The sequence below is a fragment of the Crocosphaera sp. UHCC 0190 genome (genome assembly GCF_034932065.1).
Classification (GTDB): domain Bacteria; phylum Cyanobacteriota; class Cyanobacteriia; order Cyanobacteriales; family Microcystaceae; genus UHCC-0190.
Window position 1 is genome coordinate 46,851 of sequence record NZ_JAYGHP010000001.1, and the last position, 12,153, is coordinate 59,003.

Consider the following 12,153-nt stretch of genomic DNA (forward strand, 5'->3'; position numbering starts at 1 on the left):
GAAAAAACTCTTTTCTTAACATAATAGAAAGAACCGAAAACAAATAACCATTAACTATTAACTATTAACTAATTTCAACCAATCCAATAAAATAGAATTAAACTTATCAGGGCATTCATCATGAGGACAATGGCCAGCCTGCTCTAATTCTACTAAAGTAATCTTATGATTTAATTGAGAAAATTGAGCAGCTAAAGAAAAAGGAACCAAACGATCTTGACGACCCCAAACTAATAATATCGGGATTTTTAAACTAGGTAAAACATCCTTAACAGCAGGAGCATAACCAGGCTTTCTCAACCCTTCAAATAACAAACAAAATGTCCTAGCGGCCCCTTCATCTTGGGGAGGAATAGTAATAATATCAACTAATTCATCGGTTACTTTTAATTTATCATAATAAGCTAATCCGATCCAAGGACGAATAATCTCAGGACGACGAATAATCTTAAACAATCCTTTTAATAATAAAGGCGGCGCAAATAATCCCTCAAGCGCATTAACAATAGGGCGCAAAACTTTGGGAATTACTTCCTGTCTTAAAGAAACATCCGGTAAACTTAACATGGCAATACCTGCCACCATTTCAGGATATTTAAACGCTGCCGTTAAACAAACTAAAGAACCGATAGAATTTCCCACTAAAATAACAGGTTTACCTATAAAAGTTTGCCAAAAATCATGGATTTGTTCCACCCAAAGATCAACCGTGTAATCCGCCGCCGCTTTTTTTGACCCCCCAAACCCCAATAAATCTAGGGCATAAACCCGATAATCCTGCGCTAAAATCGGCATATTATGCCGCCAATGTTCGATCGCCGCCCCAAATCCATGTAAAAAGATCATAGATGGTTGAGATTCTTTCAACTTTCCTCCGGCCGAGGGTAAGAAAGTATAACGGATTGGCCAACCGCGCCAAATCCAGTGCCGTTGCCGTCCAATTCGCATTTCCCAAGGTTGTTGGTAACTCACCCAGTTCGCCTGTTTATAAATCTTTACACCTTTTCATTTTACGATAGTCCTAGGAAGGATTAAACTAGGGAAAAGATGGGGGCGATTATCCCTAAAAAAGATAACTTCCCCAAACTTAAAAAATAAAATTAATAAATTCAGACAGAACCTGGTAGAAAATCAGTAAAATAAAACAAGCTACTGAAAAAGCCTTAATCTACTACAGTTCATTCATCCAACCGAGAGACATTAACAAACGCCTGTGATAGATAAAAGACGCACACAACGCGATCTCCCCAAAATCAACGAAAGAATCCGCTTCCCCGAAATTCGAGTCATCGATAGTGATGGTTCACAAGTCGGGGTTGTCACTCCTGAAGAAGCCTTAAAAATCGCTCAGGAGAGAGAATTAGACCTGGTTTTGGTCAGCGAAACCGCTAAACCTCCTGTTTGCCGCATTATGGATTACGGCAAGTACAAATTTGAACAGGAGAAAAAAGCCAGAGAAGCGAAGAAAAAACAGCATACTGCTGATGTTAAAGAAGTAAAGATGCGTTATAAAATTGACGAACATGATTATCAAGTGCGAGTCAATCAGGCCCAACGCTTTCTTAAGTCTGGTGATAAAGTAAAAGCAACGATTACCTTTCGGGGTAGAGAAATTCAACACTCTAATTTAGCTCAAGATTTACTCGATCGCATGGCTAATGATTTGAAAGATTTGGCTGATATTCAGCAGGCCCCAAAACGGGAAGGAAGAAACATGATGATGTTACTCAGTCCCAAAAAATTAAGTTAAGCTAATTGAAAGCTTAAATCTAGATTGACAGGCGTGCTATGGTACGTCTGTCTTTGTATGAATAGTTAGGAGAGTCAGAATTGATCACAAATAAGATAAAAATGGGGTCTTTTTGCATCTTAACTCTGATCGGATTAGCAATGGTCATCGTCTTAAATATAATGCCGGTTCAGGCTAATTCTCAACTAATCACAGAATTACAAGAAAATCGTGAACTATGGCGATCGCAACCCATTAATAACTATCAATATACCTATCAACAACAGTGTTTTTGTCCCTCTCCAGGAAATACTCCTCTCAAAGTCTCGGTCAAAAATGGTAAAATTACTCAAGTTATCGACCTAAAAACCAATCAAGCGATCGCTGATTTAACCTACCCTAAAACCATTAAACAACTATTTCAAATCATAGCAGAGGCAATTGAAAAAAAAGCCGATGAAATCTTAGTCACCTATCATCCTACCTTGGGTTATCCCACTCGTATCGCCATTGACTATCGAAAAATGTTAGCCGATGATGAAGTCACTTACACGGTAGAAAATCTCAGTAAACTTAATTAATGAGTCAAAAAAAATGATGATTAAACCGAGAGATGTTCAAGTTTGTCCCATTGGTGTTGAAACCCTTGTTTTGCGATCGCGTACCTGGGATCGCTTAAAATTTGAAATTGAATATGGACTACAACGGGGAACTACAGCTAATTCCTATCTCATTCAAGCAGATAAAATTGCTTTATTTGATCCCCCTGGTGAATCTTTTACCGAGATTTTTTTAAAGGCAATTAAACAGCGCATTGATCCAAAAACCATTGATTATGTAATTCTCAGTCATGTTAACCCCAACCGAGGGGAAACTATCAAAGCTTTATTAGAAATTGCCCCCCAAATTACAATTGTTTGTTCTAATCCAGGGGCGATGTTATTGCCGAATATTTTATTACCCCAATTTCCCAATCAATTAAAAGTCGTTAAAGGAGAAGATACCTTAGATTTAGGGCAAGGACATGAATTAGAATTTATTCCTACCCCAAACCCCCGTTATCCAGCCCAACTCTGTACCTATGATCCCAAAACAGAAATTCTCTACACCGATAAATTATTTGGGGCCCATGTTTGCGGTGATCAAATTTTTGATGAAGGGTGGGCAGTTTACGCTGAAGATCGACGCTATTATTTTGATTGCTTAATTGCCCCTTATGGTAAACAAATTGCCACAGGATTAGAAAAATTGAGCCGAAAACCTGCGAAAATTTATGGTACAGGTCACGGCCCCTTAGTTAGATATGGGTTAACAGAATTAACCGCCTTCTATGAACAGTGGTTAAAAGCCCAAAAATCTCAAGAATTGAGTGTGGCCTTGATTTATGCCTCTGCTTATGGCAATACGGCTGTTTTAGGCCAAGCGATCGCCAGTGGGATCACAAAGGCAGGAGTGAGGGTAGACTCTATTAACGCAGAAGCGGCCGAACCCGACGAAATTAAAGAAGCAATTCGTCAATGTTCAGGCTTTATTTTTGGTTCCCCTACCCTTGGTGGCCACGCCCCGACTCAAATACAAACTGCATTAGGCATTACTTTGGCCAATGCTGATAAAACCAAACTGGCCGGGGTTTTTGGTTCCTATGGCTGGAGTGGGGAAGCGATCGACCTCTTAGAAGGTAAAATTCGGGATGGGGGGTATCAGTTCGGTTTTGACCCCATCAGGGTTAAATTTACCCCCACAGAGGGGACTTTGAAAACCTGTGAAGAGGCCGGGACAGATTTTGCCCAAACCATCAAAAAAGCTCAAAAAAGCCGCAAACCTAAGTCCTCGGTCAATGAGTCCCAAACGGCGCGAACAGAACAAGCTTTAGGGCGCATTGTGGGGTCTTTATGTATTGTCACCTGTCAACAGGGAGAAGTAAACGGGGCGATGTTAGCTTCTTGGGTATCTCAAGCAACCTTTAACCCTCCTGGTTTTACGGTTGCGGTGGCCAAAGAACGGGCCATCGAGTCTTTGTTACATAAGGGTAGTTCTTTTGTTTTAAATATTCTCAAAGAGGGGAATCATTTGGGGTTAATGAAACAGTTTCTTAAGCCTTTTTCTCCTGGAGAAGATCGCTTTGCCGGGGTGAAAATTGAGACGGCGGAGAATGGCTCTCCCATTTTACAAGATGCTTTGGCTTATTTGGAATGTACTGTCGGCGATCGCATGGAATGTGGGGATCATTGGGTAATTTATGGCGTGGCGAAAAAAGGTAAAGTTTTAGAAGAAGGGGTGACGGCGGTTCATTATCGAAAATCTGGTAATCATTACTAAGTTTGTCGTGAGGGCTTTAGCTCTAGAATAAGCCCTTGTCGTTTTTTCTATTTTTTGAGATCTCAATAAAATGAACGTAAAAGTCAATCACCAGAAAGTTTCTATTATTTTAATAGGAATTCAATTTTTAGCATTTTTCATCGGCATTTTCTGGATAAATCAAGACAAATTTCCTTTCCGAGTTCTAGGAGATGTAAAGCTTTACTATGATTATTCCTTTAATCTTATGAATGGAAAGTTACCTTACCGAGATTTTTCTGTAGAATACCCTCCACTCGCTTTAGTACCGATGGTATTGCCCCAAGTAATTAATTTTTGCAAATCTTTATTCGGATTAGTCCCTAATATTCGTGATTATACTAGACTTTTCTGGTTAGAAAATGCCTTATTTAGCACTTATGCTGCACTGATACTTGCCAAAATAGCGATGATTAATCAATTACGATATCGCTATAAACAAGTGTTGATTACTTATGCTTTGATGGTATTAATTGCGATTCCTTTACTACCTTGGCGTTATGATTTATTTCCTTCCCTTTTAACCCTTCTCTCATTTTATTCCTTACTCTTAAATCAACCAATCATTGCTGGAATGTTTTTAGGATCTGGAATCTTAGCCAAATTATATCCAGTGATTTTGATGCCGATTTTTTTTCTTTATTGGTTTGTTCAACAAAACTATAAAGCCTGTTATCAATTCTGTCTATCAACAATTAGCTTTATTAGCATAATATCTTTACCTTTCTTATTAATTAGCCCTGAAAATTATCTATCTTTTCTAACTTATCATAAACAGCGAGGTTTACAGATAGAAACTTTACCAGCTTCTTTGATTTTACTGGCTGAGAAACTTGGATTGATTAAGAATCAAGAATCTTTGATACAATACAATTATGGAGCTTTTCATGTAGCATTACCTCTGGCTGATTTCATAGCAAAAATCTTACCAATACTATTTTTATTACTTTTTATTATAGGAATAATAAAAGCCAAGATTAGTTTTCAAAAGAATTATCATTCAACGGGTCAAATTAGTATTCAAATTCTTAGCAGATATGTTGTGATAGTCTTATTAATATTTATTTTGTGTAATAAAGTGTTTTCTCCACAATACATTATCTGGTTATTACCTTTTATTCCTTTGCTAAAATTAACAGAAACTATGATTTGGTGTTTGATATGTATTTTAACAATTATAATTTATCCCTTCAATTATCAGTTATTGTCATCTATGGATTACGTCATGATATTACTATTAAACTTACGAAATTTTTTATTTGCTTTTCTAACATTTAGATTAATGAAAAGAGATATCATTACCTAAGCTGTTAAGCATCTAAGTTGCTACATTAGAGTGACACCGGAGAAAGGGGGACGGGGAGAGAGTTTACTAATTTATTGCTTAACTTAATCATGTATCCTTTAAATGCACAACAGCTTAACCCCACCTTTGAGTAGGATAAGCTGTTGTATATTTAAACAACTTATTGTTAATGAAAATAAACGTTTAAGTATTAGCAGGAGCTTCAGGATATAACCCTAATTCTTTCGCTAATTGACGAGCAACATGAATCAAAAATTTAGCCCCATCAGGGTTATTTTCATGGGCCATCATTGTCGCTACTTGCATCAAAGACTTAATAAAACCAGCATCCAGTAATTCTGTGTTAGAATTCAAAACATCAGGTTCAGAGCCATTGGGACAACGCATCAATTCATCAATAAGATTAAAATATTGTTCTTGACGAGGCTGTGTCATGATTTTTCCTCAGATAGCAAATGAATTAGTCATCATCCTCATCGGAATCTTTGGTTAATACTTCAAAAACCGTTGTGGCACAAGATTCCCGATGTTCATCAATCGTTTTCACTCTTTCTGTAATCAATTTTGCTGCTTCTACCTGACCCAATTTTGCCAAAATAAAGCCTTGAGACGCATAAGCATTAAGATACAGTCGAATGGACGATTCATTTTGACGCTCGACTAAAATGAATTTAAGTTGCTCCCATTCTAGCGGTAAGTTTTCGGTTTCCTGGATAATTCTTAAGACTTTTTTCGCAATCTTGAGAGCAATTTCCGGTTTATTTTTATAAAAAAAGAAGCGATAGGCCCCAATCAAAACATCTAGATTATTTCCCTCTTTCTCTAAAGCTTGATTAATGTATTGTTCTGATAAAATAGTATTTTGCCAATTATCTGTGGCTAAAATTAATAATTGTTTGACATCTTCTGAGACATCGTACCAGGAGAGTTGGTTCATGATGGTGTGGAGAAAAATTATTACTTCTGACTTGAAAAAGGGGGAGGTTGCGCCGGAGCGCAACCCCAACCAACAGATCAGACTTACGCAGGTAAAGGTGCGTGAGTATAGCAGTTTTTGGGGCAGATGCGGGCGCAAGCTTCACAACCAATACAATTGGCTTGATTAACAACAGCCATTACTTTGCGCTCGATTTCATCTTCATCTTCATCAACGAATTCACCCTCTTCGTTCAGGGCCAGCAAAGATAATACATTCTGACCACAGACTTTGAAACAACGTCCGCAACCGAGACAGGTTTCTTTGTTGATAGACTGAACAAATTTAGGAATCCAGTCGAGTTTACCGAAGGTGAGACCAGTTAAACTTGCCATAAGTGTTCTCCTTTATTTAGGATAGACGTTGATTGGACTGATCGTTGCTAGTCATTCTAGGAGAGTGACTAACTTGGTATCCAAGGGGATTTGAGCCGCTTGAATTCTGTAGGAACATGAGGCGCAGGGGGTGAAGTTGTATCCGCCAAGGAAGGGGAAGCTCTTTGAGGGCATTCCACTTATTTTTAAACACTTCGACCTGTAGGTGATAGTCGAAAGGGCTGGTAGGGGCGGAATTTAACTTCAGGTATAAAGTCATCCGATGTTGGGTTTCACTGGTAGTGGTTAACCAACAAGGGAAAATATTGTCGCTGTGGTCTTCTGTTGAGCCTTTAAGGTCAGGAAACAGCAATTGGTGGGCGCGGATGCCAATATGGGCTAAATTTGGGGGGATGGGTTCATAAACCTTGAGGGTACATCCCCAGTCAAGGGCCGTAATTTCATTGGCAGCAAGAGGAAGGGCGCGAGAGAAATTCTTACAACCCGTGAGTTGTGCCACCCGAAAGTAATGGGGATAGTCGAAAATCTCTTGTTTTGGCCCTTGGATCAAAATGTTACCCTCTTCCATAATTAAGAGGTTGGGACAAAGACGATAGGCTTCTTCTAGGTTATGACTAACAAAGAGGGTAACGCCGGGATAACGGGTTAAACTTAGTCTGAGAAGTTTTTCGAGTTGATCCCGTAAATAGGTGTCTAGGGCGGAAAATGGCTCATCTAGGAGTAATATATCCGGTTCACTGGCCAAAGCTCTGGCTAGGGCTACCCTTTGCTGTTGTCCCCCTGATAATTCCTGGGGATAGCGATCGCCTAATTCCCTTAACTGGACAGCAATCAGTTGTTTTTCCACCCGTTGACGAATGGCCTTAGATGAGAGGCCTTTCGGTAGGCCAAAGGCGATATTTTGGGCAACAGTGAGATGGGGAAACAGGGCATAATTTTGGAATAAAAACCCAATCCGGCGATCGCAACTTGGTAAATTAATACCCTGTTGGGAGTCAAATAATACCCGGCCGTTTAAGACGATGCGGCCCTGATCAGGGGTTTCCAAGCCAGCAATACAGCGCAAAATCATGCTTTTTCCCGCCCCTGATGCCCCTAATAGCCCTAGAGGTAATTGATCCGTTGTAAAGGAGACATTAAGCAAAAAGGTAGGGAATTGCTTTTGAATGTCCACGATCAGTTCAACGGAAGCTTGGGGGAAAGCCGGGCGGGAATTTTCCCAGGTTAAGGGAACAACTGGGGGATCGACGGTTAACAAGGTTTCATCGACTAGGGTGGGTTGTCCCTCTTTGGCCTTGCCCTTAACCCGTCGGCGGGGAGGGTTTTCTGTCCAATGGTTAACGGCCATCACTGTACTTAAGGAGACAACTAAAATCACTGTCACCCAGAGTAACGCTTGATCCATGGCCCCACTTTCTGCGGCGAAAAAGATGGCAATAGGGATGGTTTGGGTTTTCCCTGGAATACTCCCGGCTAACATGAGAGTTGCGCCAAATTCTCCCAAGGCACGGGCAAAGGCTAAAAGTCCCCCCGCAATTAGGCCGGGTTTGGCTAAAGGTAGCAAAATTAGCCAAAATACTTGCCATTCTGAGGCCCCAAGGGTTCTGGCACTGGCTAAGAGGTTGCGATCAATTTGACGAAATGCCCCCAAAGCAGTTTTGTACATCAAAGGAAAGGCGACAACGGTGGCCGCAATAACGGCGGCATACCAAGTAAAAACTACCGTCACATCAAATATTCCTAAGAGTTTCCCCAAGGGGCCATGTTTGCCTAATAGTAATAACAAAAAGAAGCCAACAACCGTTGGGGGAAGCACCAAAGGGGAGGTGAAAATGCCATCAATTAACCCTTTCCCTTTTCCTTGATATTTAAACATCCACCAAGCGGCGATCGCTCCCCAAAAAAAGGCGATCACGGTGGCCATGGCGGCGGTTTTTAAGGAAATCCAAACAGGGGAAAGGTCGAGAGTCATTTTACTTCCTTTGATTTGATAAAAAGCAACTATTTAGGCTGAACATGAAGAAAGACTTTCAACGCAGCTAGGTTTAAGATTATACCTAAAATAATCTTTAGGGTAGCCGCTGGAATACTGCCTACTAAAAGTTAACTTAAAATGGCTCCAATCAATGAACCAAAACTCATCGGTAGAACAGTTTTCTTGAGGAACAAACTCGTTTCAATGTACAGATTTTTGAGTTATTTTCCTACTATAAATACTGTACCACAATTCACTTAAAATCATCCAAATAAATTGTGAAAACTTTAGAATCATCTCATAAAAATCACCTAGTTTTTCTCACATAGATTGCCCTCGCAATTGACCTATCTAATGCAATTCTTGTCCCACCAACTTTAACCACATAAGAGGGAAATCGTTGTTCTAAAGTAATAGAAAGTCCAGGCATAATACCCATCGCAATTAATTTCCTAAGAAGGTTTTCATCATTTTTGCGGAATTGAGTAATGATGCCCTTTTCTTTTTCTTTCATCAAATTTAGAGCAGAAGATTCTACGGTAAAACTTTGAGTAAACATTTAAGGATTAACCTCCAAAATTAGTAAGAATTGATTGAGTAAATAACCCATAAAAAACGCAAAAAATGTCACAAAGCTACTAATCATAATGGTCTTTTTAATTCCCTGTTCTTTCACCATAAATTTAACTTGAGAAAAACAAGGAATAAACAGGGTTAAGGTAACGGCTGCCACCACTAATTGTCGTCCCATTAAGATGCCAGAATGATGTAAATCAAACATTCCTGCCGCCCCATAATCACGGCGAAAAAATCCATAAAGAAAGACAAGAGATGCTTCAGGTGGCAGCCCCAAACTAATCATGAACGGTTCTAGTGCTTGAGTTAATATTGTTAATAAACCCGTTAACTTTCCTATCCAAATTAGAACAGAACCAAAGATAAATAGGGGTATAACTTCACTCAAATACCAGCGAACACGACTATAAGTTTTCGTCAAAATTGAGCGAGGATGGGGCAACCTTAAGGGAGGAATTTCCATATAAAAATAGGACAGACTTCCGGGTAATGCTTTAGACATTAATACCCCGACAATGGCAAAAATTACAGTAATCACACCACCCCAAATTACTAGGGCAGTCGTATCTTGAGAAAGCAAGCCAACAATTACCCCTAATTGCGCCGAGCAAGGAATCACTAAAGCGAGGAGCAAAGAAACAATAAATCTTTCTCTTTTACTTTCAATTGTACGGGTAACTAAGGTTCCCACACTACCACAACCTAAGCCTAAAATTAAGGGAATAATAGAGCGTCCAGACAGACCAATAAGTTTAAATAAATGATCAACTAATAAAGAAATTCTTGGCAAATATCCACTATCTTCTAAGAGAGTAAACATTAAAAAGAAAGTAGTAACAATTGGCAAAATAATCGAAATTGAATAGCGAATTCCTAGGGTGAGTATGCCATAATCATTGGCAACTAAATCCTGTAACACAGTCCAAGGTAATAATTGAGCCGTGACAAAGTTAATAAAAGGATTAATTTTCTCCAGGAATAAGCTGTCTAAATTCTTCGCTAAAATCCCAGAGCCAAAACTACCAACTAATTGATAAATTCCGAGATAATGAATGAGAAATAATAGGGGAAATCCTGTAATTGGATTAACGGTTAACTGATGAAAAAATTCCTCACTTTCCGTTGACTTTTTCTTAATTTTAACAATAGCAGATTCTTCGAGCTTTCGAGCAGCTTGATGACGGGTTTTAGCAATCACCAAGATCAAGGGATCACTAAATTGTGACTGCACAGAATTGACGGCAGTTTCAATGTCTTCAAAACTGGGTTCTTCCTCTCGTACTTTTTCCCAAAGTAAGGGATCTTTTTGGAGGAGTAAAAGAGCTAAACATCGCCGAGAAATTAAAGGCTGAATCGCTGCTTTAATGACATTTTTATCGGAGGAAAGAAGGCACTCGATTTTAGTAATTCCTTCTTCAATAGCTGTAGGATAGCGCAGGTTGGTGGACATAATTAGCCATCTTAGCTGTTAAACTTTGAATGCCCCGTTTTTGAGCAGCAGACAGGGTAACAACTGGGATACCAAGAGAGGCTTCTAACTGCTTTTCATTGACCCAAATACCTAACTTTTCAGCTTCATCAACCATGTTAACGGCTAATAAAATTGGGATTTGAGTTTCCATCAGTTGAAAGGTAAGGGTTAACATCCGATTGAGATTTTTAGCATCAATAACATGAATGGCTAAATCAAGATGATCTTGAAACAATAATTCCCTAGAAAACCTTTCTTCTTCTGTCATTGGCGTTAAGGAATACATTCCTGGTGTATCAATAATTGTGACTGGTTTTCCCGCAATTATTGTCTGACTTCGAGATACCTCTACTGTCGTTCCAGGATAGTTAGAAACTGTGGTATAAGTCCCTGTTAATACATTAAATAACAGGCTTTTTCCAACATTAGGAGAACCCACCAGCGCAAAGGTTGCTTGAGAGGAAATCATTGGGGATTCCTTTCTGAAATTTGGGGGCAAAAGTTTTTGCCAGGAACTATTTGATTGCGTGGTTGCACTTTGGCAAGTGTCAGGACATTTATTACACTTCATAGGTCAAGAAATTTACCTTAATATTATTGTATTTTTTTTTGTAGTTATAAACAGTAACTAGAGCTACATAATAAAAAAATATTTGATATTTTTAGCAAAAAAAATAAGCCTCATATTGGCTTATCATACTGGAGTATTTTTAACATCATCTAACTGGGTGATATAAATTTTAAGCATTATATAAGTTCAAGCTCCAATACAATTTTTAAGACAACTATCAATAATATAGCAAGTCTCGTCTCATACTTGTGAGGTACAGAGTTCTCTGGTTTTAGGCAACAGGCAACAGGGAATAAACTAGGGTGTACCTCATGAGTCCAAGAAACGCTATATTTAGAGAAAAGTCATTCAATAAAGAACCGAGTTCAGGATAAGAATGACTAATAATACTACGATAGTCTAGGACTAACTTTTCACAAACTACCACCTTAATTCTTACCGTTAAAGTTATAAGATAGATCGGAAAAGAGAGAAGCCTTAATACAATAGTGTTTAATTTTAGTGCATTTCTTGAGAAAAATCCCATGATGGCTAATACAATCTTCAATGGGAGAATTAGAAAATTGTAAAGCGACCTCATCAACCGGACAATTTTCATTGATTTTTGGACAAAATTTAGGCTTAAGACAGGACAGTTTCACCGTCTTATGATTCTTTTTAGATAACTCTATTTCTTGCCCAAAAAGAAACTCACTATAATCAGCCACATTATCCAACCCAAGGATATTAAGAAGAATTTCCCCCATCATCCAAAAAGTTGTTTTGAAGACAAATGTTTTCCACTTTAAATTCATCGGATACCTCAGCCCAATCTCTGGGATTATGTTGTACAATAAAAATCATAAAATCATGTCCTGACACACTTTAATTAGGGACA

The 12,153-nt window shown here is 38.7% G+C and carries 13 protein-coding genes; 4 read left to right on the top strand and 9 right to left on the bottom strand.

Going from position 1 to position 12,153, the window contains the following annotated elements:
• Positions 1-57: 57 nt before the first annotated feature.
• Entirely contained in the window at positions 58-972 is a 915-nt protein-coding gene (locus VB715_RS00220; RefSeq protein WP_323299189.1) for an alpha/beta fold hydrolase, read from the bottom strand.
• Positions 973-1,213: 241 nt separating this feature from the next.
• On the opposite strand from VB715_RS00220, the gene infC reads away from it, so the two are divergent.
• The 4 genes from infC to VB715_RS00240 all read left to right on the top strand — a co-directional run bounded on the left by infC (position 1,214) and on the right by VB715_RS00240 (position 5,372).
• Positions 1,214-1,750 (top strand): translation initiation factor IF-3, encoded by a 537-nt coding sequence (gene infC, locus VB715_RS00225; protein ID WP_323293465.1) that lies wholly within the window; start codon positions 1,214-1,216, stop codon positions 1,748-1,750.
• A 101-nt stretch (positions 1,751-1,851) separates the two neighbouring features.
• Positions 1,852-2,310: a DUF6174 domain-containing protein gene (locus VB715_RS00230; RefSeq protein WP_323299190.1), complete on the top strand. Its 459-nt coding sequence runs from the start codon at positions 1,852-1,854 to the stop codon at positions 2,308-2,310.
• A 16-nt stretch (positions 2,311-2,326) separates the two neighbouring features.
• Positions 2,327-4,048, top strand: coding sequence for a diflavin flavoprotein (locus VB715_RS00235; RefSeq protein ID WP_323299720.1), 1,722 nt, complete (start codon positions 2,327-2,329; stop codon positions 4,046-4,048).
• A 70-nt stretch (positions 4,049-4,118) separates the two neighbouring features.
• Positions 4,119-5,372, top strand: a complete 1,254-nt coding sequence (locus VB715_RS00240; protein ID WP_323299191.1) for a hypothetical protein — start codon at positions 4,119-4,121, stop codon at positions 5,370-5,372.
• A gap of 183 nt (positions 5,373-5,555) precedes the next feature.
• Here VB715_RS00240 and VB715_RS00245 read toward each other — a convergent pair whose 3' ends face one another.
• The 8 genes from VB715_RS00245 to VB715_RS00280 form a co-directional block, all read right to left on the bottom strand.
• Positions 5,556-5,807 (bottom strand): hypothetical protein, encoded by a 252-nt coding sequence (locus VB715_RS00245; RefSeq protein WP_323299192.1) that lies wholly within the window; start codon positions 5,805-5,807, stop codon positions 5,556-5,558.
• A 25-nt stretch (positions 5,808-5,832) separates the two neighbouring features.
• Positions 5,833-6,309 carry a hypothetical protein gene (locus tag VB715_RS00250; RefSeq protein ID WP_323299193.1) on the bottom strand — a complete coding sequence of 159 codons (477 nt, stop codon included), beginning with the start codon at positions 6,307-6,309 and terminating at the stop codon, positions 5,833-5,835.
• An 83-nt stretch (positions 6,310-6,392) separates the two neighbouring features.
• Positions 6,393-6,683 carry a ferredoxin III, nif-specific gene (fdxB, locus tag VB715_RS00255; RefSeq protein ID WP_323299194.1) on the bottom strand — a complete coding sequence of 97 codons (291 nt, stop codon included), beginning with the start codon at positions 6,681-6,683 and terminating at the stop codon, positions 6,393-6,395.
• 16 nt (positions 6,684-6,699) lie between these two features.
• Positions 6,700-8,655 (bottom strand): molybdate ABC transporter permease subunit, encoded by a 1,956-nt coding sequence (modB, locus tag VB715_RS00260; RefSeq protein WP_323299195.1) that lies wholly within the window; start codon positions 8,653-8,655, stop codon positions 6,700-6,702.
• Positions 8,656-8,965: 310 nt separating this feature from the next.
• On the bottom strand, positions 8,966-9,217 hold the full coding sequence (locus tag VB715_RS00265) for a FeoA family protein (protein WP_323299196.1): 252 nt from the start codon (positions 9,215-9,217) through the stop codon (positions 8,966-8,968).
• Entirely contained in the window at positions 9,218-10,684 is a 1,467-nt protein-coding gene (locus VB715_RS00270; protein ID WP_323299197.1) for a nucleoside recognition domain-containing protein, read from the bottom strand.
• Positions 10,650-11,276: a FeoB small GTPase domain-containing protein gene (locus VB715_RS00275; protein ID WP_323299198.1), complete on the bottom strand. Its 627-nt coding sequence runs from the start codon at positions 11,274-11,276 to the stop codon at positions 10,650-10,652. Before VB715_RS00275 ends, VB715_RS00270 begins: the two co-directional genes overlap by 35 nt.
• A 428-nt stretch (positions 11,277-11,704) precedes the next feature.
• Complete coding sequence (locus VB715_RS00280; RefSeq protein ID WP_323299199.1) at positions 11,705-12,070, bottom strand: hypothetical protein; 366 nt, start codon at positions 12,068-12,070, stop codon at positions 11,705-11,707.
• Between the last annotated feature and the right edge of the window lie 83 nt (positions 12,071-12,153).